Source organism: Kitasatospora sp. NPDC048662 (assembly GCF_055587065.1).
In genome coordinates, this window is record NZ_JBVJHA010000015.1 from 134,135 (window position 1) to 155,708 (window position 21,574).

Annotated in this window: 18 protein-coding genes; 17 read left to right on the plus strand and 1 reads right to left on the minus strand. The window is 71.2% G+C overall.

Annotation, left to right across the window (positions count from 1 at the left end):
* Window position 1: 1 nt before the first annotated feature.
* The 13 genes from ACZ6R9_RS29960 (at window position 2) to ACZ6R9_RS30020 (ending at window position 14,415) form a co-directional block, all read left to right on the plus strand.
* Window positions 2-1,546 (plus strand): UDP-N-acetylmuramoyl-L-alanyl-D-glutamate--2,6-diaminopimelate ligase, encoded by a 1,545-nt coding sequence (locus tag ACZ6R9_RS29960; protein ID WP_380488889.1) that lies wholly within the window; start codon window positions 2-4, stop codon window positions 1,544-1,546.
* Window positions 1,543-2,946 (plus strand): UDP-N-acetylmuramoyl-tripeptide--D-alanyl-D-alanine ligase, encoded by a 1,404-nt coding sequence (locus tag ACZ6R9_RS29965; RefSeq protein WP_380488890.1) that lies wholly within the window; start codon window positions 1,543-1,545, stop codon window positions 2,944-2,946. The genes ACZ6R9_RS29960 and ACZ6R9_RS29965 overlap by 4 nt, the downstream gene beginning before the upstream one ends.
* The gene (mraY, locus tag ACZ6R9_RS29970; RefSeq protein WP_380488891.1) at window positions 2,943-4,004 is read left to right on the plus strand and encodes a phospho-N-acetylmuramoyl-pentapeptide-transferase; all 1,062 of its coding nucleotides are present in this window, start codon (window positions 2,943-2,945) and stop codon (window positions 4,002-4,004) included. The genes ACZ6R9_RS29965 and mraY overlap by 4 nt, the downstream gene beginning before the upstream one ends.
* On the plus strand, window positions 4,001-5,425 hold the full coding sequence (gene murD / locus ACZ6R9_RS29975) for a UDP-N-acetylmuramoyl-L-alanine--D-glutamate ligase (RefSeq protein WP_465541634.1): 1,425 nt from the start codon (window positions 4,001-4,003) through the stop codon (window positions 5,423-5,425). Before mraY ends, murD begins: the two co-directional genes overlap by 4 nt.
* 150 nt (window positions 5,426-5,575) lie before the next feature.
* A complete protein-coding gene (gene ftsW / locus ACZ6R9_RS29980; RefSeq protein ID WP_465541636.1) occupies window positions 5,576-6,937 on the plus strand; it encodes a putative lipid II flippase FtsW in 1,362 nt (453 codons plus the stop codon).
* A gap of 6 nt (window positions 6,938-6,943) precedes the next feature.
* Window positions 6,944-8,050, plus strand: coding sequence for an undecaprenyldiphospho-muramoylpentapeptide beta-N-acetylglucosaminyltransferase (gene murG / locus ACZ6R9_RS29985; protein WP_380488894.1), 1,107 nt, complete (start codon window positions 6,944-6,946; stop codon window positions 8,048-8,050).
* Window positions 8,043-8,816, plus strand: a complete 774-nt coding sequence (locus ACZ6R9_RS29990) for a cell division protein FtsQ/DivIB (RefSeq protein ID WP_465541610.1) — start codon at window positions 8,043-8,045, stop codon at window positions 8,814-8,816. Before murG ends, ACZ6R9_RS29990 begins: the two co-directional genes overlap by 8 nt.
* Before the next feature lie 333 nt (window positions 8,817-9,149).
* Window positions 9,150-10,367, plus strand: a complete 1,218-nt coding sequence (ftsZ, locus tag ACZ6R9_RS29995) for a cell division protein FtsZ (protein WP_380488897.1) — start codon at window positions 9,150-9,152, stop codon at window positions 10,365-10,367.
* Window positions 10,364-11,098 (plus strand): peptidoglycan editing factor PgeF, encoded by a 735-nt coding sequence (gene pgeF / locus ACZ6R9_RS30000; RefSeq protein ID WP_380488899.1) that lies wholly within the window; start codon window positions 10,364-10,366, stop codon window positions 11,096-11,098. The genes ftsZ and pgeF overlap by 4 nt, the downstream gene beginning before the upstream one ends.
* A complete protein-coding gene (locus ACZ6R9_RS30005; protein ID WP_465541613.1) occupies window positions 11,095-11,883 on the plus strand; it encodes a YggS family pyridoxal phosphate-dependent enzyme in 789 nt (262 codons plus the stop codon). The genes pgeF and ACZ6R9_RS30005 overlap by 4 nt, the downstream gene beginning before the upstream one ends.
* 192 nt (window positions 11,884-12,075) lie before the next feature.
* On the plus strand, window positions 12,076-12,693 hold the full coding sequence (locus ACZ6R9_RS30010; RefSeq protein WP_380488901.1) for a cell division protein SepF: 618 nt from the start codon (window positions 12,076-12,078) through the stop codon (window positions 12,691-12,693).
* Window positions 12,694-12,770: 77 nt separating this feature from the next.
* Window positions 12,771-13,061, plus strand: coding sequence for a YggT family protein (locus ACZ6R9_RS30015; protein WP_033216891.1), 291 nt, complete (start codon window positions 12,771-12,773; stop codon window positions 13,059-13,061).
* 46 nt (window positions 13,062-13,107) lie between these two features.
* Window positions 13,108-14,415 carry a DivIVA domain-containing protein gene (locus ACZ6R9_RS30020; RefSeq protein ID WP_465541616.1) on the plus strand — a complete coding sequence of 436 codons (1,308 nt, stop codon included), beginning with the start codon at window positions 13,108-13,110 and terminating at the stop codon, window positions 14,413-14,415.
* A gap of 346 nt (window positions 14,416-14,761) precedes the next feature.
* Here ACZ6R9_RS30020 and ileS read toward each other — a convergent pair whose 3' ends face one another.
* Entirely contained in the window at window positions 14,762-17,893 is a 3,132-nt protein-coding gene (gene ileS / locus ACZ6R9_RS30025; RefSeq protein WP_465541618.1) for an isoleucine--tRNA ligase, read from the minus strand.
* Window positions 17,894-18,475: 582 nt separating this feature from the next.
* Here ileS and ACZ6R9_RS30030 point away from each other — a divergent pair.
* The 4 genes from ACZ6R9_RS30030 (at window position 18,476) to ACZ6R9_RS30045 (ending at window position 21,276) form a co-directional block, all read left to right on the plus strand.
* Window positions 18,476-18,976 (plus strand): TraR/DksA family transcriptional regulator, encoded by a 501-nt coding sequence (locus ACZ6R9_RS30030; protein WP_465541620.1) that lies wholly within the window; start codon window positions 18,476-18,478, stop codon window positions 18,974-18,976.
* A 124-nt stretch (window positions 18,977-19,100) separates the two neighbouring features.
* The gene (gene lspA / locus ACZ6R9_RS30035) at window positions 19,101-19,823 is read left to right on the plus strand and encodes a signal peptidase II (protein ID WP_380488962.1); all 723 of its coding nucleotides are present in this window, start codon (window positions 19,101-19,103) and stop codon (window positions 19,821-19,823) included.
* 51 nt (window positions 19,824-19,874) lie between these two features.
* Window positions 19,875-20,813, plus strand: coding sequence for an RluA family pseudouridine synthase (locus tag ACZ6R9_RS30040; protein ID WP_380488960.1), 939 nt, complete (start codon window positions 19,875-19,877; stop codon window positions 20,811-20,813).
* A 1-nt stretch (window position 20,814) separates the two neighbouring features.
* Complete coding sequence (locus ACZ6R9_RS30045; protein ID WP_380488961.1) at window positions 20,815-21,276, plus strand: GNAT family N-acetyltransferase; 462 nt, start codon at window positions 20,815-20,817, stop codon at window positions 21,274-21,276.
* Window positions 21,277-21,574: the final 298 nt, after the last annotated feature.

Genomic DNA, 21,574 nt, shown 5'->3' on the forward strand with positions numbered 1-21,574 from the left:
CGTGCCGAAATCCGATCAAATCTCCGCGAGTCCCCCCCGTCCGAGCCGCGCCGCGGCGCTGCCCCTCGCCGAGGCGGCCCGGCTGCTCGGGCTGCCGCCCATCGACGGGCCCGCCGTCACCGGCATCACCCACGACTCCCGGGCGGTGCGTCCGGGCGACGTGTACGTGGCCTTCCCCGGCGCCAACCACCACGGTGCGGCGTTCGCCGCCGGCGCGGTGGCCGCCGGCGCGGTCGCGGTGCTCACCGACGCCGCCGGCGCTGAGCTGGCCGCCGACGCGGGCGCGGTGCTGCTGGTCGTGGACAGCCCGCGCGCGGTGATGGGCGAGCTCGCCGCGGCGGTCTACGGGGCCGCCGCCGAGCAGATGCTGATGATCGGCCTGACCGGCACCAACGGCAAGACCACCACCTCCTACCTGGTCGAGGGCGGCCTGCGCGGGGCCGGCCGGCTGCCCGGCGTGATCGGCACCGTCGAGATGCGGGTCGGCACCGAGCGGATCAAGTCCGAGCGCACCACCCCCGAGGCCACCGACCTGCACGCGGTGCTCGCCGTGATGCACGAGTCCGGTGCCGACTCGGTGGTCATGGAGGTCTCCAGCCACGCGCTGGTGTACGGCCGCACCGACGGCGTGACCTACGACGTCGCGCTGTTCAACAACCTGACACCGGAACACCTCGACTTCCACCCCGACATGGAGGACTACTACCGGGCCAAGGCCCGGCTGTTCGAGCCCGGCAAGGCCCGGCTCGGAGTCGCCAACCGCGACGACTCCTACGGCCGCCGGCTGGCCGGCGAGGCCCGGATCCCGATGGTGACCTTCTCCGCCGCGGGCGACCCGGCCGCCGACTGGCGCGCCGTCGATGTCCAGCTCGGCCCGGCCGGCTCCACCTTCACCGTGCTCGGCCCGGACGGCGCCCGCGCCGCGGCCTCGGTGCCGCTGCCCGGCCCGTTCAACGTCTCCAACGCGCTCGGCGCGATCACCGCGCTGGTCACCGCCGGCATCGAGCTGGACGCCGCGGTCGCCGGGGTCGCCCAGGTCCCGGGCGTGCCCGGCCGGCTGGAGAAGGTCGACGTGGGGCAGCCGTACGTCGCAGTGGTCGACTACGCGCACAAGCCGGACGCGCTCAGCGCCGTGCTCGCCTCGCTGCGCGAGGTCACCAAGGGCCGGCTGCACGTCGTCGTCGGCTGCGGCGGCGACCGCGACCCGTACAAGCGCGCCCCGATGGGCGCGATCGCCGCCCGGCTCGCCGACACCGCCGTCCTCACCAGCGACAACCCGCGCTCCGAGGACGCGCTGGCGATCCTCGCCACCATGCTCGGCGGCGCCGCCGAGGTGCCCGAGGACGAGCGCGCCGAGGTGCTCGCCGTCCCCGACCGCGCCGAGGCGATCGCGCTGGCGGTCGCCCGGGCGCACGCCGGGGACACCGTGCTGGTGGCGGGCAAGGGCCACGAGCTCGGGCAGTACGTGAAGGGCGAGGTCCGCCCGTTCGACGACCGCGAGGTGCTGCGGGTCGCGATGGAGCAGTTGATGGAGGCAGACCGGTGATCGCTCTGACCCTGGCCGAGGCCGCGAAGGCGGTCGACGGCACCCTGGACGCGGCCGACCCGGACGCGGTGATCACCGGTGCGGTGGTCACCGACAACCGGCAGATCGAGCCCGGCGGCCTGTTCGTGTGCGTGCTCGGCGAGCGCGTCGACGGCCACGACTTCGCCGCCAAGGCGGTCGCCGACGGCGCGGTCGCGGTGCTCGCCACCCGCCCGGTCGGCGTGCCCGCGATCCTGGTGGACGACGTGGTCGTCGCGCTCGGCCGGCTCGCCCGCGCCGTGGTCGCCCGCGCCACCGAGGTGCGGATCGTCGGCCTGACCGGCTCGGCCGGCAAGACCTCCACCAAGGACCTGATCGGCCAACTGCTGGCCAAGCACGGCGAGACGGTCTTCCCGGCCGGCTCGCACAACAACGAGATCGGCCACCCGCTGACGGCCCTGCAGGTCGCCCCGACCACCCGCCACCTGGTGATGGAGATGGGCGCCCGACACAAGGGCGACATCGAGTACCTGACCGGCATCACCCCGCCCACCGTCGGCCTGGTGCTGAACATCGGCACCGCGCACCTCGGCGAGTTCGGCTCCAAGGAGGGCATCGCCGAGGCCAAGGGCGAGATGGTGGAGGCGCTCTCCGCCGACGGCGTCGCCGTGCTGAACGCCGACGACCCGCTGGTGCGCGCGATGAGCAGCCGCACCAAGGCCCGCGTGGTGCTGTTCGGCGAATCCTCGGACGCCCACATCCGGGCCACCGACGTTCGCCTGGACGCCACCGGCCGGCCACAGTTCACGCTCAGCACCCCGGCCGGTTCCGCACCCGTGAAGCTGCGCCTGTACGGTGAGCACCACGTCTCGAACGCCCTCGCCGCCGCCGCGGTGGCGGTGGAGCTCGGGATGCCCGTCGACCGCGTCGCCGAGGCACTCGGCGAAGCCGGTGCGCTGTCCCGTTGGCGCATGGAGGTGGTCGACCGGGCCGATGGCCTGACCGTCGTCAACGATGCCTACAACGCGAACCCGGAGTCCATGCGGGCCGCACTGCGGGCACTGGCGACGATGGCGGGCAAGGGCCCGGAGCGCCGCCGCACCTGGGCGGTGCTCGGTGAGATGCGGGAGCTCGGCGAGGACAGCTTCGACGAGCACGACGCCATCGGACGGCTCGCCGTCCGGCTCGACATCACCAAGCTGGTGGCGGTCGGCGGACGCGAGGCGGCCCGGATGGAACTGGGCGCGAGGAACGAAGGTTCGTGGGGTGAGGAGTCGGTGCTGGTGTCCGACGCGGACGCGGCGATCGAGCTGCTGCGCAGTCAAGTGCGGCCGGGGGACGTGGTCCTGGTGAAGGCATCCCGTTCGGTGGGACTCGAAAAGGTCGCCGAGGCACTGCTCGCGGACGGTGCCGCGAAGTGAAGCAGATCCTCTTCTCCGGCCTGATCGGCCTGGTGCTGACCCTGCTCGGCACTCCCGCCCTGATCAAGCTGCTCGCCCGGCACGGCTACGGCCAGTACATCCGTGACGACGGCCCCAAGGCGCACCACAGCAAGAAGGGCACGCCCACCATGGGCGGCATCGCCTTCATCCTGGCCACCCTGATCGCCTACTTCGCGACCAAGGCGATAACGGGCGAGTCGCCCACTGCCTCCGGCCTGCTGGTGCTGTTCCTGACCACCGGCCTCGGCCTGGTCGGCTTCCTGGACGACTACATCAAGGTGGTCAAGCGCCGCTCGCTGGGCCTGCGGGCCAAGGCGAAGCTGCTCGGCCAGTCCTTCGTGGCGCTCGCCTTCGCCATCCTGGCGCTCCAGTTCGAGGACAGCCGCGGGCTGACCCCGGCGTCCAAGCACCTGTCGTTCGTGCAGGACTTCAAGTGGGCGATCGGCCCGGTGCTGTTCGTCCTGTTCGCCTACTTCATGATCGCCGCGATGTCGAACGGCGTGAACCTGACGGACGGTCTGGACGGCCTCGCCACCGGCGCCTCGGTGATGGTCTTCGGCGCCTACACCTTCATCGGCCTGTGGGAGCACACCCAGAACTGTGCCTACGCGATCAAGGCCACCGCGTCCTGCTTCGAGGTGCGCGACCCGCTGGACCTCGCCGTGGTCGCCGCCGCCCTGATGGGCTCCTGCTTCGGCTTCCTGTGGTGGAACACCTCGCCCGCGAAGATCTTCATGGGTGACACCGGCTCGCTCGCCCTCGGCGGCGCCCTGGCCGGCCTCGCCATCGTCTCGCGCACCGAGCTGCTGCTCGCCGTCCTCGGCGGCCTGTTCGTGATCATCACCCTTTCGGTGATCATCCAGGTCGGCTCGTTCCGGATGACCGGCAAGCGCGTTTTCAAGATGGCGCCACTCCAGCACCACTTCGAACTCAAGGGCTGGAGCGAAGTCCTGATCGTGGTCCGGTTCTGGATCATCCAGGGCCTGTGCGTCGCCATCGGACTCGGACTCTTCTACGCGGGATGGGTGACCGGATGAACAACCCGGAGTGGGCCGGCCTGCCGGTCGTCGTCGCGGGGCTCGGCCTCTCCGGGGTCAGCGCCGCCAGAGTCCTGCACGGGCTCGGCGCGCACGTCACCGTCGTGGACGGCGGCACCGGCCCCGCGCTGGACGCCAAGGCCGCCGCCCTCACCGAGCAGGGCATCGCCGTCCGCCTCGGCGACGGCGCCACCCTGCCCGCCGGCACCCGGCTGATCGTCACCTCGCCCGGCTGGGCCCCCGACAGCCCGCTGTTCGCCGCCGCCGAGCAGGCCGGCGTCCCGGTCTGGGGCGACGTCGAACTCGCCTGGCGGCTGCGCACCCCGCACCCCGCCACCGGCGAGCCGGCCCCCTGGCTGGCCGTCACCGGCACCAACGGCAAGACCACCACCGTCCAGATGCTGGCGTCCATCCTCACCGCCGCCGGCAAGCGCACCGCCGCCGTCGGCAACGTCGGCGTCTCGGTGCTGGACGCGGTCCTCGCCGAGGAGCCCTACGACGTCCTCGCCGTCGAACTCTCCAGCTACCAGCTGCACTGGGCGCCCTCGCTGCGCGTCCACTCCGGCGCGGTGCTCAACCTGGCCCCCGACCACCTCGACTGGCACGGCTCGATGGAGGCCTACGCCGCCGACAAGGGCCGGATCTACCAGGGCAACCAGGTCGCCTGCGTCTACAACCTCGCCGACCCCGCCACCGAGGCGCTGGTCCGCGAGGCCGACGTCGAAGAGGGCTGCCGCGCGATCGGCTTCGGCCTCGACGCCCCCAGCATCTCCAACTTCGGCGTCGTGGACGGCCTGCTGGTCGACCGCGCCTTCGTCCCCGACCGGGACCGCGCCGCCGCGGAGATCGGCGCCGTCGCCGACATCTCCTCGCCCGCCCCGCACAACATCGCCAACGCACTGGCTGCCGCCGCTCTCGCCCGCGCCTACGGCGTCGACGCCAAGGCCGTCCGCGACGGGCTGCGCGCCTTCACGCCCGACGCCCACCGGATCGCGCACGTCGCCGAGATCGACGGCGTGACCTACGTGGACGACTCCAAGGCCACCAACACCCACGCGACGGCGGCCTCGCTGGCCGCGTTCCGCCCCGTGGTGTGGATCGCCGGCGGCCTCGCCAAGGGCGCGACCTTCGACGAACTGGTCGCCGACGCGGCCCCCCGGCTGCGGGCCGCCGTGCTGATCGGCCAGGACCGGCAGCTGATCCGCGAGGCGCTCGCGCGACACGCCCCGGAAGTACCGGTGTTCGAACCCGCGCCGGGGAAGACTGGCGCCGAGGCGATGACCGAGATCGTCCGCGTGGCGGCTTCCGCCGCACAGAAGGGCGACACCGTCCTGCTGGCACCGGCCTGCGCGTCGATGGACATGTTCACCAACTACGGTGAGCGCGGGGACATGTTCGCAGCCGCGGTCAGGGCGATGTAGTTCAGGGGCGCGAGGAACTGCGCGAAGGGGAACGCATCCGTCGGAAAGATCGCGACGCCGGACAATGACCTGCACGTGATCGCGACCTTGCTGACGTGCGCTCGGTTGCTCGCGCAGTTCCCCGCGCCCCTTCGGGGCACGAGAATGGAGATGGTGGTGCCCAGCAGCGAGAAGCCGCGCTTGCGGTTGGTCTCGGCGACCACGACCACCTTCAAGTCCGAGGGCCCGGTCGCGCGGCTGCGCGCAGCGCGTGAGCGGTTCGGGTACTTGATGGCCCGTCCGCTGACGCCGTACTACCTGATCCTGGGTTCGACGGCGCTGCTGGTGGTGCTCGGGCTGGTGATGGTGTTCTCCGCCTCGCAGAGCGTGGTGGTGGACTTCGGGCTGCCGATGACGTTCTTCTTCCGCAAGCAGCTGATCGCCCTGCTGCTGGGCGGGGCGATCGCCGTCGTGCTCACCCGGGCCCCGGTGAAGCTGCTGCGCACCGCCGCGTACCCGCTGCTGTTCGGGGTGGTGGGCGCGCTGGTGCTGGTGGCGATCCCGGGCGTCGGGGTGCGGATCAACGGCAACCGGAACTGGATCAGCCTGGGCTTCTTCCAGATCCAGCCGTCCGAGTTCGCCAAGCTCGCGCTGCTGCTGTGGGCGGCCGACCTGTTGGCCCGCAAGCAGCGCACCCACATGCTCAACCAGTGGAAGCACCTGCTGATCCCGCTGGTGCCCGGCACCGTCGTGCTGATGATGCTGATCATGCTGGGCGGCGACATGGGCACCACGATGGTGCTGGTGGCGATGCTTTTCGGCCTGCTCTGGATGGTCGGCGCGCCGCTGCGGCTGTTCGCCGCCACTCTGGGTATCGCGGTGGTCGCGTGCACCGCGCTGATCATCACGGTGCCGCACCGCCTGGGCCGGCTGGCCTGCGTCGGCGTGACCAAGCCGGACCCCAACCTGGACTGCTTCCAGGCACTGCACGGACTGTACGCGCTGGCGGCCGGCGGGCCGTTCGGATCCGGACTGGGTGCGGGCGTCGAGAAATGGGGCCAACTCCCGGAGGCGCACACCGACTTCATCTTCGCCGCGACCGGCGAGGAACTCGGCCTGGTGGGGACGCTGTCCGTGCTCGCGCTCTTCGCGGCACTAGGCTACGCGGGTATCCGTGTGGCTCTCAGCACCACGGACCCGTTCGTCCGGTACGCGGCGGGCGCCGCCACCACGTGGATCATGGCTCAGGCCGTGGTCAACCTGGGGTCGGCGCTGGGACTCATGCCCATCGCGGGCGTCCCGCTGCCGCTGTTCTCGTACGGTGGATCCGCGATGCTGTCGGCCATGTGCGCCATCGGGCTGCTGCTGTGCTTCGCGCGCAGCACCCCGAAGGCGAAGGCAGCGCTGGCTGCCCGGCCCCGCCGATGGCGAAAAGGGGCCAACTCCCGGTTCGGGTCCGTCCTGGACCGGGTGGTGCCAGGTAGGAAAACCACAGCGCGAAAGGCCCCCGGGTCAACGCGCAGGGAGCGGTGAATTTCGGTGCATGTCGTACTCGCCGGCGGCGGGACCGCCGGTCACATCGAGCCGGCCATGGCGCTCGCGGACGCGCTGCGCAGGCATGACCCGTCCATCGGGATCACCGCCCTCGGCACCGAGCGCGGCCTGGAGACCCGGCTGGTGCCGGAGCGCGGCTACGAGCTGGCCCTGATCCCGGCGGTTCCGCTGCCCCGCAAGCCCACTCCCGAGCTGATCACCGTCCCGGGCCGGCTGCGCGGCACCGTGCGGGCCGCCCAGGAGGTCATCGAGCGGGTCAACGCCGACGCGGTGGTCGGCTTCGGCGGCTACGTGGCGATGCCCGCCTACCTGGCCGCCAAGCGCGCCGGGGTGCCGATCGTGGTGCACGAGGCCAACGCCCGCCCCGGCCTGGCCAACAAGATCGGCGCCCGCTACAGCGACTTCGTGGCGGTCTCCACCCCGGACTCCAAGCTGCGCGACTCCCGCTACATCGGCATCCCGCTGCGCCGCACCATTGCCACCCTGGACCGCGGCACGGTGCGCGCGGAGGCCCGGCACTACTTCGGTCTGGACCAGCGGCTGCCCACCCTGCTGGTGTCCGGCGGCTCGCAGGGCGCCCGCCGGCTGAACGAGACGGTGCAGGCGATCGCGCCCCGGCTCCAGCAGTACGGCGTGCAGATCCTGCACGCCGTCGGCCCGAAGAACGAGCTGCCGACCATCGACGACATCCCCGGCATGCCGCCGTACCGCGCGGTGCCGTACGTGGACCGGATGGACCTGGCGTACGCGGCGGCCGACATGATGCTCTGCCGGGCCGGCGCGATGACGGTGGCCGAGCTGGCCGCGGTGGGCCTGCCGGCCGCGTTCGTGCCGCTGCCGATCGGCAACGGCGAGCAGCGGCTGAACGCCCAGCCGATGGTGAAGGCCGGCGGCGGTCTGCTGGTGGACGACGCCGACCTGACCACGGACTGGGTGCTGAAGAACGTGCTGCCGGTGCTCACCGACCCGGCGAAGCTGTGGGAGATGTCGCGTTCCGCCGCCGAGTTCGGCCGCCGGGACGCCGACGACCTGCTGGTGCAGATGGTCTACGAGGCGATCGAGGCCGGCCGCGGCGGCCGCCGCCGTGGCTGACGAGGACTACGAGGAGGAGTTCGGGGAGGACGGCGACGAGGCCCGTCCGCCCCGGCTCCGACTGTCCCGCCGGGGCGTGCTGGTACTGGCGGTGCTGGGCGCCCTGGTGCTCGGTGCGCTCGGCTGGACGGTGTTCTTCTCCTCCGCGCTGGAGGTCCGACGGGTGGCCGTCCAGGGCCTGGACTCCGGCAAGCTGAGCCAGGACGAGGTGGAGAAGGCGCTCGGCTCCACCGCCCGCGGCCCGCTGGCCCGGGTGGATCTGGACCGGGCCCAGCAACTGGTGGCCAAGGTGCCCCGGGTGGCCCGGGTCGAGGTGTGGCGCGGCTGGCCGCACACCCTGCAGGTGAAGGTGACGGAGCGTCAACCAGTGGCTGCGATCCGTGCCGAGGACGGCCGGTTCGTCCAGGTCGACGCCCAGGGTGTGGAATTCGCCACCGAGCCGCAGCCGCCGGCCGGCGTACCCGTGGTGTCACTCGCACTCGGCCAACCGGCCAACGACGCACTGCCCGTCATCGACCGCCCCGCGCTGGTCCGGTCGGCCATCACGGTCGCCGCCGGCCTCCCGTCGGAGGTGGCCAAGCAGGCCGGTTCGCTCACGGTCTATTCGTACGACGACATCCGCCTCCAACTCGCCTCCGGCGCAACAGTCCGCTGGGGCAGCGCGGAGGAAACCGCCCGCAAGGCCCGGGTGTTGACGGCTCTGCTCGGCCGGAAGGCATCGAATTACGACGTGAGTGCGCCGGATGCCCCGGCGGTGTCCGGCTGATCCGGTAAGTTCATTGCCTGGGGGAGGTATTGACGGAGCCGAGGCTCCGGTCCGACCCTTGGTGGTCACCCCGGTTTCACCGGGGGGTCGATGATCACATAGGCTCAAAAGAAAAAGGGAAGCTCGGCGTGTTCGGTGGAACACGCGTTGGTTGCGACCTACTGTCCTGTGTCAACGAGCTGTGCTCGACAACGAACTGACACCGGCACAGCGGTAACCCTCAACCTCAAGTTTAGGGTTCGGGTTGGAACCACGTGCTTCCCACCCATCGACATCCGTCGGCCTTCGTATCCAGGGGAGCCGACCCGGAAATTCGAGGCGAGAGGCCCCGACGTGGCAGCACCCCAGAATTACCTCGCGGTCATCAAGGTCGTCGGCATCGGTGGCGGCGGAGTCAACGCCATCAACCGGATGATCGAGGTCGGGCTCAAGGGCGTCGAGTTCATCGCGATCAACACTGATGCGCAGGCCCTCCTGATGAGCGACGCCGATGTGAAGCTCGACGTCGGCCGGGAGCTCACCCGCGGCCTTGGCGCCGGCGCCAACCCGGAGGTCGGCCGGAAGGCCGCGGAGGACCACCGCGAGGAGATCGAGGAGGTCCTCAAGGGGGCCGACATGGTCTTCGTGACGGCCGGTGAGGGCGGCGGCACCGGCACCGGCGGCGCGCCGGTGGTGGCCAACATCGCCCGCTCGCTCGGCGCGCTCACCATCGGCGTGGTCACCCGCCCGTTCACCTTCGAGGGCCGCCGTCGGGCCAACCAGGCCGAGGACGGCATCGCCTCGCTGCGCGAGCAGGTCGACACCCTGATCGTGATCCCCAACGACCGCCTGCTGTCGATCTCCGACCGCCAGGTCTCGGTGCTGGACGCGTTCCGCTCCGCCGACCAGGTGCTGCTCTCCGGTGTCCAGGGCATCACCGACCTGATCACCACCCCGGGTCTGATCAACCTGGACTTCGCCGACGTCAAGTCGGTGATGTCGGACGCCGGTTCGGCGCTGATGGGGATCGGTTCGGCGCGCGGCGAGGACCGCGCCAAGGCCGCCGCCGTGATGGCGATCTCCTCGCCGCTGCTGGAGGCCTCGATCGACGGCGCCCGCGGTGTGCTGCTGTCCATCTCGGGCGGCTCCGACCTCGGTCTGTTCGAGATCAACGAGGCGGCCCAGCTGGTCAGCGAGGCGGCCCACCCCGAGGCGAACATCATCTTCGGTGCGGTCATCGACGACGCGCTCGGCGACGAGGTCCGGGTCACCGTGATCGCGGCCGGCTTCGACGGCGGGCAGCCGCCGGCCATCGTCCGCGAGCCGGTGGTGAAGTCGGCCTCCAGCTCCTCGTCGAGCAGCAGCACCTCCTCCGCGCCGGAGCGTCCGGCCACCCGTCCGTCCTACGGTTCGATCGGTTCGGTCACCCGCTCCGAGGAGCCGGCCCGCCCGTCCGAGGCCCCGGTGCCGGTGACCACCGCCCCGCCGGTGCCGCCGCAGGTGCAGCCGGTGCGCCAGCCGTACGTCGAGAGCCCCGCCGAGGAGCTCGACGTGCCGGACTTCCTGAAGTGATCCATACGGCCTTTCGCAACGGTGCTCACTTCGCCTCCACCACCCGGTGGGGCGGGGTGAGCACCGCGCCGTACGGGGAGCTCAACCTCGGTGGTGCGGTGGGTGACTCGCCCGAAGCCGTGGTGCAGAACCGTTTCCTCGCAGCCCGCGAACTGGGACTGGATCCGGCCGATGTGGTCTGGATGAACCAGGTGCACGGCGCCGACGTCGCGGTGGTGACGGACCGCCAGCCCGCCGGGTACGCGCCGACGGTGGACGCGGTGGTCACCGACCGCCCGCTGGCCCTCGCGGTGCTCACCGCCGACTGCACCCCGGTGCTGCTGGCCGACCCCGAGGCCGGCGTGGTCGGCGCGGCGCACGCCGGGCGCCCGGGCCTGGCCGCCGGGGTCGTCCCCGCAGTGCTCGCCGCGATGCGCGAACTCGGGGCCCGCCCCGAGCGGATCCTCGCCGCCACCGGCCCCGCCGTGTGCGGCCGTTGCTACGAGGTGCCGGAGGCGATGCGGGCCGAGGTGGCCGCGCTCGTCCCGGCCGCCCGGTCGGAAACCTCCTGGGGCACCCCCGCCCTGGACGTGCCGGCCGGCGTCGCCGCCCAACTCGCCGAGGCGGGCGTGCGCGATGTGGTGCGATCTTCTGTTTGCACGATGGAATCTCCGGACCACTACTCCTACCGTCGGGAGCAGCGGACCGGCCGACTCGCAAGCTACGTCTGGCTGGGGCCTGCACTCTCATGACGAACGACATCTTCGGTCCGTTCCCCGGTGGCGCGGAATTCGCCGCCGCCCTGACGGACGCTCAGCGCGCCCGCTTCGAACAACTCGGTGCCAACCTCGACGTGGTCGAGCGGCGGATCGCCGACGCCTGCGCCGCGGCCGGGCGCCCGCGCGAGGAGGTCACCCTGATCGTGGTGACCAAGACCTACCCCGCCGAGGACACCGCGCTGCTCGCCGGACTGGGCGTCACCGACGTTGCGGAGAACCGCGATCAGGACGCCGCTCCGAAGGCCGAACGCTGCGTCAACCTTCCGTTGACGTGGCACTTCGTCGGCCAGTTGCAGACCAACAAGGCCCGTTCGGTGGTCCGTTACGCCGATCTGGTGCATTCGGTGGACCGTGAGCGCCTGGTCGACTCGCTGGCCGCCGCCGTCCGCAACGCCGAACGCCCGCCGCTGGGCTGCCTGGTGCAGGTCGCGCTCGACAAGGAGGCCGGCGAGGGTGAGCACCGCGCGGGCGTGGCGCCGGCCGACGTGCTCGCGCTGGCCGGGAAGATCGCCGACACGCCCGGGCTGCGATTGGACGGTGTGATGACGGTCGCACCGCTCGCGGGCCCGCTGGCGGGCGACCCCGCGCGCTCCTTCGCGCGCCTTGCGGAAATCGCAAGCGCCGTACGCGCGGAGCATCCGACTGCCACGATGGTTTCGGCAGGGATGAGCGGAGATTTGGAGCAGGCGATCGCCGCCGGAGCGACACATGTACGCGTCGGTACGGCGGTACTCGGAGTGCGGTCACCGCTCGGGTAACGTCACCGAGTAAGTAGATCAGACTGCAGGACAAAATAGGACAGAACCTAGCAGATGATCAGTCTGCTGGTAAACCGTGGATCGCATCCGAGCGCACACCTCCGCGGTCTGACGGACCGTCGGCCTGACCGGCCGTGACCATCACGGCGTCCGCAGGTGAACGGTGGGCGCATGAGCGGAGGAGACAGCAGCATGGCCGGCGCGATGCGCAAAATGGCGGTCTATCTCGGCCTGGTCGAGGACGAGACCTACGACAGCCAGGGGTACGACCCCGACGACGACTACGACACGGACCCGGAGCCGATCCGCACCGGTCGCACCGAGGACCTGCGGGCCTCGGCCCCCGCCGCGGCGCCCGCCACCGGGTCGGCGCCCGTGGCCCAGATCGCGCCCCAGCCGGTGCCCGCCGCGGTCCCGATCCGTCAGGAGCAGCCGCGCATGGCTCCCGTGTCGTCCATCACATCCGAGCGCCACCGCAATCTGGAGAAGAGCACCCCGGTGATCATGCCCAAGGTCGTCAGCGAACGAGAGTCCTACCGCATCACCACGCTGCACCCCCGGACCTACAACGAGGCCCGTACGATCGGGGAGCAGTTCCGTGGCGGCACGCCCGTGATCATGAATTTGACCGAGATGGACGACACGGATGCCAAGCGGCTCGTAGACTTCGCGGCTGGACTGGTCTTCGGTCTGCACGGCAGTATCGAGCGCGTGACACAGAAGGTGTTCCTCCTGTCGCCTGCTAACGTCGATGTCACGGCGGAGGACAAGGCTCGGATCGCCGAGGGTGGGTTCTTCAACCAGAGCTGACCCGGCCACGACTTTCTGTGTGGATCAGTTTGACAGTGCGTCACTGACGGACCGTCGGTCAGGGAGAGGGAGAAGTGATGGGGATCTTCGGTTCGGTGCTCTATTGGGTGCTGACCGTGTTCCTGCTGATCCTGCTCTTCAGGCTGGTGATGGACTGGGTGTTTCAGTTCGCTCGATCGTGGCGTCCTGGGAAGGCCATGGTCGTGGTGCTGGAGGCCACGTACACTGTCACGGATCCGCCACTCAAGCTTCTTCGGCGATTCATCCCGCCGTTGCGTCTCGGGGGCGTGGCGCTCGACCTGTCCTTCTTCGTACTGATGATCATTGTGTATGTCCTGATCTCGCTCGTGCAGCGCCTGTCGTTCTGAACGATGCGACAGGATGCCGGTCCGACGATCACGTTGAGGTGAAGAGATGCCATTGACCCCCGAGGACGTTCGGAACAAGCAGTTCACGACCGTCCGGCTGCGCGAAGGCTATGACGAGGACGAGGTCGATGCCTTCCTCGACGAGGTCGAAGCCGAGCTGACCCGCCTGCTGCGCGAGAACGAGGACCTGCGCGCCAAGCTGGCGGCCGCCACCCGTGCCGCCGCGCAGAACCAGGCGAACATGCGCAAGGAGCAGCAGGCTCCGCAGGACGGCGGACGCCCCGGCGCTCCCGTGCCCGCCGCCATATCCGGCCCCCCGGTGCCCGGCCAGCAGCAGGGCCCCGGTCCGCAGCAGCTCGGCGGCCCGCAGCAGCTCGCCGGCCCCCAGCAGGGGATGGGCAACCAGCCGCTCGGCCTGCCGTCCGGCGCGCCGCAGCTGCCTGCCGGTCAGGGCGGCCCGATGGGTGGTCCGATGGGCAACCCGATGCAGCAGCAGCAGATGGGCCAGACCATGGGCGGCCAGCAGCAGCTGGTCCAGCCGATGGGCGGTCAGATGCTGCAGCCGATGGGCAACCCGATGCAGCAGCAGATGGGTCAGGCCATGGGCGGGCAGCAGCTCCAGCCGATGGGTGGCCAGCAGCTGCAGCCGATGGGTGGCCCGATGGGCAACCCGATGCAGCAGCAGCAGGGTCCCGGTGGCGACAGCGCCGCCCGGGTGCTTGCGCTCGCCCAGCAGACCGCCGACCAGGCCATCTCCGAGGCCCGTTCCGAGGCCAACAAGATCGTCGGCGAGGCCCGCAGCCGCGCCGAGGGTCTGGAGCGCGACGCCCGTGCCAAGGCCGACGCGCTGGAGCGGGACGCGCAGGAGAAGCACCGCGTCGCGATGGGCTCGCTGGAGTCCGCCCGTGCCACGCTGGAGCGCAAGGTCGAGGACCTGCGCGCCTTCGAGCGCGAGTACCGCACGCGGCTGAAGTCCTACCTGGAGACCCAGCTGCGTCAGCTGGAGTCGCAGGCGGACGACTCGCTCGCCCCGCCGCGGATCCCCGCCACCGCGTCGCTGCCGCCGGCCGCGTCGTCGATGGCGCCCGCCGGTGCCGGCGCGATGTCCTCCTCGGCACCGTCGTTCGGCTCCACCCCGTCCTTCGGCGGCAACCAGTCCTTCGGCGGCAGCTCCTTCGGCAGCTCGGCCGGCACCCCGTCCTTCGGCGGCGCCTCCGCGAGCTCCAACGGGGCGATGGCGCCGGCGGGCATGACCCAGCCGATGGCGGCCGTGCGGCCGCAGCCCCCGCAGCCGATGCAGCAGGCTCCCGCTCCGATGCGAGGGTTTCTGATCGACGAGGACGGCGACAACTAGCGGTCCCGCAACGCGTAGTCGAAAGGGCGCCCTTGGCCATGACGGCCGGGGGCGCCCTTCGCGTTGAGTGCAACCGGGGGCGCGTGGGTTGCGCGCAGCGGAAGGCGACCAACGGAAAGATCGCGCCGTGGGCAATGACCTGCCGTCACGACGCGATCTGGCGGGTGGGTGCGAGAAGGGGCGCGGGGACCTGCGCGACAAGCGCAAGGCCCGTCCGCAAGGTCGCGATCACGTGCAGGTCACTGTCCTGCGTCGCGATCTTGCGGACGGGTGGTCTTCCGCTTCGCGCAGTTCTCCCCCAGCCCTAGCGGGCCGGGAGGTACCCCCACGCGCCCCTGTCGGTGCTTTATGCCTTGCGGAGGGTGAACTCCAGGGCGAGGCTTTCGTCGGAGAAACGGGGGGCGTCGGGGTCGGTGATGGTGAGGCCGAGGGATTCGGCCAGGACCTCGGCGGCGACCAGGGACTGGTGCTCGGTCAGGGCGGCGAGGGTGTCCTCGTCGGTGGTGGCGAGCTGGAGGTGGATGCGGTCGGCGACGTCGAGGCCGGAGTTCTTGCGGGCCTCCTGGATCTGCCGGATCGCGTCGCGGACCACGCCGAGGCGCTTGAGCTCGGGGGTGATCGCCAGGTCGAGGGCGACGGTCGCGCCGGACTCGTTGGCGACGGCCCAACCCTCGCGCGGGGTCTCGGTGATGATGACCTCGTCGGGGGAGAGGGCCACCGTCTCGCCGTTCAGTTCGACCGAGGTCTGGCCGGTGGCGCGCAGTTCCGCGGCGAGGCGCGCGGCGTCGGCGGCGGCGACCGCCTTGGCGACGTCCTGGACGCCCTTGCCGAAACGCTTGCCGAGGGCGCGGAAGTTGGCCTTGGCGGAGGTGTCGACGAGGGAGCCTCCGACCTCGGCCAGCGACTCCAGGGTGGAGACGTTGAGTTCCTCGGCGATCTGGGCGCGCAGGTCGGCGGGGAGCTCTTCCCAGCCCTGGGCGGCGATCAGCGCGCGGGACAGCGGCTGGCGGGTCTTCACGCCGCTCTCGGCGCGGGTGGCGCGGCCGAGTTCGACCAGGCGGCGGACCAGTGCCATGTGCTTGGAGAGCTCGGTGTCGATGAGCGCCTCGTCGGCGACCGGCCAGCTGCTGAGGTGGACGGAGAGCGGGGCGTCCGGGGTGACCGGGACGACCAGGTCCTGCCAGACCCGCTCGGTGATGAACGGGGTCAGCGGGGCCATCAGGCGGGTCACGGTCTCCAGCGCCTCGTGCAGGGTGGCGAGCGCGGCGGCGTCGCCCTGCCAGAAGCGGCGGCGGCCGCGGCGGACGTACCAGTTGGAGAGGTCGTCGACGAAGCCGGACAGCAGCTTGCCGGCCCGCTGGGTGTCGTACGCCTCGTAGGAGGCGTCCACCTCGCGCACCAGGGTGTGCAGTTCGGACAGCATCCAGCGGTCCAGCTGCGGGCGCTCGGCGGCGGACGGGTCGTTCGCGGAGGGGGCCCAGCCGGCGGTGCGGGCGTACAGGGCCTGGAAGGCGACGGTGTTCCAGTAGGTGAGGAGGGTCTTGCGGACCACTTCCTGGATCGTTCCGTGGCCGACCCGGCGGGCCGACCAGGGGGAGCCGCCGGCGGCCATGAACCAGCGGATCGCGTCGGCTCCGTGCTGGTCCATCAGCGGGATCGGCTGCAGGATGTTGCCCAGGTGCTTGGACATCTTGCGGCCGTCCTCGGCCAGGATGTGGCCCAGGCAGACGACGTTCTCGTAGCTGTTCTTGTCGAACACCAGGGTGCCGACGGCCATCAGTGTGTAGAACCAGCCGCGGGTCTGGTCGATCGCCTCGGAGATGAACTGCGCCGGGTAACGCTGCTCGAACAGCTCCTTGTTGCGGTACGGGTAGCCGTACTGCGCGAACGGCATGGAGCCCGAGTCGTACCAGGCGTCGATCACCTCGGGCACCCGGACCGCCGTGGTGGAGCACTGCGGGCAGGGGAAGGTGACCTCGTCGATGAACGGGCGGTGCGGGTCGAGGCCGGACTGGTCGGTGCCGGTCAGCTCGGAGAGCTGGGCGAGCGAGCCGACGCAGGTCAGGTGGTCGTCCGTGCAGCGCCAGATCGGCAGCGGGGTGCCCCAGTAGCGGTTGCGGGACAGCGCCCAGTCGATGTTGTTGTTCAGCCAGTCGCCGAAGCGGCCGTGCTTGACCGTCTCCGGGTACCAGTTGGTGGCCTCGTTCTCGCGGATCATCGCGTCCTTGACGGCGGTGGTCCGGATGTACCAGGACGGCTGCGCGTAGTACAGCAGCGCGGTGTGGCAGCGCCAGCAGTGCGGGTAGCTGTGCTCGTACGGCAGGTGACGGAACAGCAGGCCGCGGGCCGACAGATCGGTGACCAGGGTTTCGTCGGCCTTCTTGAAGAACACCCCGCCGATCAGCGGGACGTCCGCGGCGAAGGTGCCGTCGCTCTCCACCGGGTTGACCACGGGCAGGCCGTAGCGGCGGCAGGTCGCGAGGTCGTCGGCGCCGAAAGCGGGCGACTGGTGGACGATGCCGGTGCCGTCCTCGGTGGTGACGTAGTCGGCCGTCAGCACGTAGTGGGCGTCCGGGATCTCGACCAGCTCGAACGGGCGCTGGTAGGCCCAGCGCTCCATCTCGGCGCCGGTGAAGGACTCGCCGGTGGGCTCCCAGCCCTCGCCGAGGGCCTTGGCGACCAGCGGCTCGGCGACCACCAGGCGCTCGTTGCCGTCGGTGGCGACCACGTAGGTCACCTCCGGGTGGACGGCGGCGGCGGTGTTGGAGACCAGGGTCCACGGGGTGGTGGTCCACACCAGCAGGGCGGCGGTGCCGGCCAGCGGGCCGGAGGTGAGCGGGAAGCGTACGAACACCGAGGGGTCGACCACGGTCTCGTAGCCCTGGGCCAGCTCGTGGTCCGACAGGCCGGTGCCGCAGCGCGGGCACCACGGGGCGACGCGGTGGTCCTGGACCAGCAGGCCCTTGTCGAAGATCTGCTGGAGCGACCACCAGACCGACTCGATGTAGGACGGGTCCATGGTGCGGTAGGCCTGGTCCATGTCGACCCAGTAGCCCATCCGCTCGGTGAGCTCGGCGAAGGCGTCGGTGTGCCGGGTGACCGACTCGCGGCACTTGGCGTTGAACTCGGCGATGCCGTACTTCTCGATGTCCGGCTTGCCGGAGAAGCCCAGCTCCTTCTCCACCGCGAGCTCCACCGGCAGGCCGTGGCAGTCCCAGCCGGCCTTGCGGGCCACGTGGTAGCCCTTCATGGTGCGGAAGCGCGGGAAGACGTCCTTGAAGACGCGGGCCTCGATGTGGTGCGCGCCCGGCATGCCGTTGGCGGTGGGCGGGCCCTCGTAGAACACCCATTCGGGGCGGCCCTCGGACTGCTCCAGGCTGCGCTGGAAGACCTTCTGGTCCCGCCAGAAGGAAAGGATCTGGTGCTCGAGCGCGGGCAGGTCGACCTGCGCGGGAACGGTGTTGTAGGTGGGCGACATGGGTGCGTCTACCTCCGGCGGATGCGTGGACTGGCTCCGACGGAGGGACGAGACGGCGAGCCGCCCCGCGGTACCACCCTCCTTGACCGCGCGCGCTGCGGCCCTCTCTTTGGGTTTGCTGCCGGGTCTAGTAGGCCCTGACCGGGCCGTTCTTCCGGCGGCTCCGGGGTGATCTTCCCGCCGTGCACACCCCCGGGCTCGCACCTTCCCCGGGTCGCTCATGGCTGCGTACGTCGGTACTCGTCCCATCTGCGCCTTGCACGGCCCAGTGTATCGGCCCCCGCAAGCCGTTTCGCGCACCCGTGAGCCGGGGCCCGGGTGGTTAGCCGGAGGCGTTCTGGGCACAACTTGTGCAGCGCCGGGACTGACGGAGGCTGGGTGGGTGGGATCGAAGAAACGCTTCGGTATGTCCCGTTGTGGGGCGATTCGATGAGGTTTATCGTTCCGGGACCGGCAAGATCGTCGGGAACCGACGCTTCTGATCATTCGTGAATGAGGTCGAAAGCCATGGCTGAGAAGGCGACAGGAACCGTGACCGCGAGGTCGCGCAAGGCCGTGGCGAGCGACCCTGGGGAGGGGACCGTGAGTACTGCGCGGCGAAAGACCGGCACCACCGGACACACCGCGGCCAGCAGCCGCACCCACGTGCCGGCCGGCTCCGGCGCGCGCGGCGCCGAGGCGGTGGACCCGGCCGAGCTGCCGGTCCGGCCCGGCGAAGAGCCGTGGACGGCCGCCGAGGTCGCCGAGCTCCACGACGAACTGGCGTCCGACCTGCTGCGGCTGCGCGCCGAGATCGAGGCCTCCGAGGCCGCCATCGCCGGCCTGATGCGGGACTCCAACGACGGCGCGGGCGACGACCAGGTCGACGCCGGCACCAAGAACATCAACCGGGAGAGCGAGCTGTCGCTCGCCAACAACGCGCGCGACAGCCTCGCCCAGACCGAACGTGCGCTGGCCCGCCTCGAAGGCACCGGCTTCGGCCTGTGCGAGTCCTGCGGCCAGCCCGTCGGCAAGGCCCGCCTGCAGGCCTTCCCGCGCGCCACCCTCTGCGTCAGCTGCAAGGCGAAGCAGGAACGTCGCTGACCGCCGGCTGCGCCTCGGCCGCCCCCCGCGCGGCGCATTGCCCCACAGGGCGGCCAACGGGCCGACGGGTGTCGTACTCTCGTCCCCGTAAGGTCGACCGGAATATCCCACGGCAGCGGAGCGGATCATCAGCACGCCAGGTTCCCACCAGACCCAGGACGACGCCGTCCCCGGCACCCCCTCCGCCTCCGCCGAGGCGGGTGAGCGGGTGAGCCCTGCCGCGCCCGAGGAACGGCGGGGCGAGGAGCGCCGGGCCGGGGGTGGCGCGACCGCTGCCGAAGGCGGCCGTGCGGTGGTCCGCCGTCGCCGGATCAGCGTGCTGCTGGTCGTCGCGGTGCTCGCTTACCTGATCGACCTCGGCTCCAAGCTGCTGGTCGTCGCCAAGCTGGAGGACCACACCGCGCCGATCCAGGTGATCGGCGACTGGATGACCCTCCAGGTGATCCGCAACGGCGGCGCCGCGTTCGGCATAGGACAGGCGCTGACCGTGCTGTTCACCGCCATCGCCACCGGCGTCATCGTGGTGATCTGGCGGATCGCGCGACGCCTGTACAGCCTGCCCTGGGCGATCGCCCTCGGCCTGCTGCTCGGCGGGGCGTTCGGCAACCTCACCGACCGGCTGTTCCGCTCGCCGTCCGCGTTCCGCGGACACGTGGTCGACTTCATCTCGGTCCAGCACTTCGCGGTCTTCAACCTCGCGGATTCGGCGATCGTGTGCGGTGGGATCCTGGTCGTGCTGCTGTCGTTCCGCGGCACCAACCCGGACGGGACCACGCACGGAGCTCCGGCCGCTTCGGCCGAGGAGAAGACCGCGGGCGAGGGCGAGGACGGGGAGTCCAAGGCCTGAGGCCCCCACTGGCGGACGTCGGGCAGGTGCGGGTCGGGCATACTCGGGTGGGTGAGTATCGCAGCGCAGACCCGTAGCCTCCCCGTACCCGACGGCCTGGAGGGTGAGCGGCTGGACGCCGCCCTGGCCCGGATGTTCGGGTTCTCCCGCACCAAGGCCGCCGAACTCGCCGCCGACGGCAAGGTCAGCCTGGACGGCGCGGTCGCCGGGAAGTCGGACCGGGTCACCGCCGGGTCCTGGCTGGAGGTCGAGATCCCCGCCCCCGCCGCGCCGGTCCAGATCGTCGCCGAAGCGGTCGAGGGCATGCGGATCATCCACGACGACGACCACGTGGTCGTCATCGACAAGCCCGTCGGCGTCGCCGCGCACCCCAGCCCCGGCTGGACCGGCCCCACCGTCATCGGCGGCCTGGCCGCCGCCGGCTACCGCATCTCCACCTCGGGCGCCGCCGAGCGCCAGGGCGTCGTGCACCGCCTCGACGTCGGCACCTCCGGGATCATGGTGGTCGCCAAGTCCGAGCGCGCCTACACCGACCTGAAGCGGCAGTTCCACGACCGGGTCACCGAGAAGAAGTACAACGCGCTGGTCCAGGGCCACCCCGACCCGCTGTCCGGCACGGTGGACGCGCCGATCGGCCGGCACCCCAGCAGCGACTGGAAGTGGGCGGTGACCCGGGACGGCAAGCCGTCCGTCACCCACTACGACCTGATCGAGGCCTACCGCGCCGCCTCCCTGCTGGACATCAAGCTGGAGACCGGCCGCACCCACCAGATCCGGGTCCACATGTCCGCGCTGCGCCACCCCTGCGTCGGCGACCTCACCTACGGTGCGGACCCCACGCTCGCCAAGCGGCTCGGCCTGACCCGGCAGTGGCTGCACGCCGTCTCGCTCGGCTTCGAACACCCCGAGGACGGGCGCTGGGTCGAGTTCACCTCCGCCTACCCCGACGACCTGCAGCACGCGCTGGACGTCATCGCGGCGGAGAGCTGAGATGGCCGTCGTCATCCGGGTCGCCGCCGACGAGGAGGACCTCGCGGCGGTGTGGGCGGTGCGGCGGGCGGTGTTCGTCGAGGAGCAGGAGATTCCTGCGGAGCTGGAGTACGACGAGTACGACGCGACATCGGTGCACCTGCTGGCGGTCGGGGAGGACGGCGCTGCGCTGGGCACCGCGCGGCTGATCTCGGGGGCGGAGGCGCTCGGGCTCACCGAGGGCGTCCAGGACCGGGTACTGCTGGGGCGGCTCGCTGTGGTTCGTGAGGCTCGTGGCACCGGTCTGGGTGTGCGGCTGGTGCGGGCTGTGGAGGAACTCGGGCGTGAGCGCGGCGCGAAGGAGCTCGAACTTCATGCGCAGGTGCGGGCGTTGGGCTTCTACGAGCGGCTCGGGTATGCGGCGGAAGGGCCTGAGTACGACGACGCGGGGATTCCGCATCGGACGATGACGCGGGTGCTGTAGGTCGGGTTGGTCCGCCGGTGGGCGGTGGTAGGTGGTGAAGGGCTGCGGTCGGGAGGGTGGGCCGCAGTCCTTTGCGTTGGGTGGGGGTTGGGGGGTTGGGGGGGTTGCGGGAGAGGGGCGAGGGAGGGGGCGCGGCGGCGGGTGATGGCGGTGCGGGGGGTGGGGTGGTTGGGGTTTTTGCGGGGGCCCCCCCCCCCCCCCCCGCCCCCCCCACCAAAATATGGGGTGGGGGGGGGGGGGGGGTGGGGGGGGGGGGGGGGGGGGGGGGGGGGTTTGTGTTTTTTTTTTATACCCCCCA

Excerpts from the sequence above, each read along its gene's own strand:
- ACZ6R9_RS30015 (WP_033216891.1), top strand. The coding sequence starts at position 12,771 with ATGGGGATCTTCGGTTCGGTGCTCTATTGGGTGCTGACCGTGTTCCTG.
- ACZ6R9_RS30005 (WP_465541613.1), top strand. The coding sequence starts at position 11,095 with ATGACGAACGACATCTTCGGTCCGTTCCCCGGTGGCGCGGAATTCGCC.
- ACZ6R9_RS30010 (WP_380488901.1), top strand. The coding sequence starts at position 12,076 with ATGGCCGGCGCGATGCGCAAAATGGCGGTCTATCTCGGCCTGGTCGAG.
- murD (WP_465541634.1), top strand. The coding sequence starts at position 4,001 with ATGAACAACCCGGAGTGGGCCGGCCTGCCGGTCGTCGTCGCGGGGCTC.
- ACZ6R9_RS30045 (WP_380488961.1), top strand. The coding sequence starts at position 20,815 with ATGGCCGTCGTCATCCGGGTCGCCGCCGACGAGGAGGACCTCGCGGCG.
- ftsW (WP_465541636.1), top strand. The coding sequence starts at position 5,576 with ATGGTGGTGCCCAGCAGCGAGAAGCCGCGCTTGCGGTTGGTCTCGGCG.
- ileS (WP_465541618.1), bottom strand. The coding sequence starts at position 17,893 with ATGTCGCCCACCTACAACACCGTTCCCGCGCAGGTCGACCTGCCCGCG.
- ACZ6R9_RS30020 (WP_465541616.1), top strand. The coding sequence starts at position 13,108 with ATGCCATTGACCCCCGAGGACGTTCGGAACAAGCAGTTCACGACCGTC.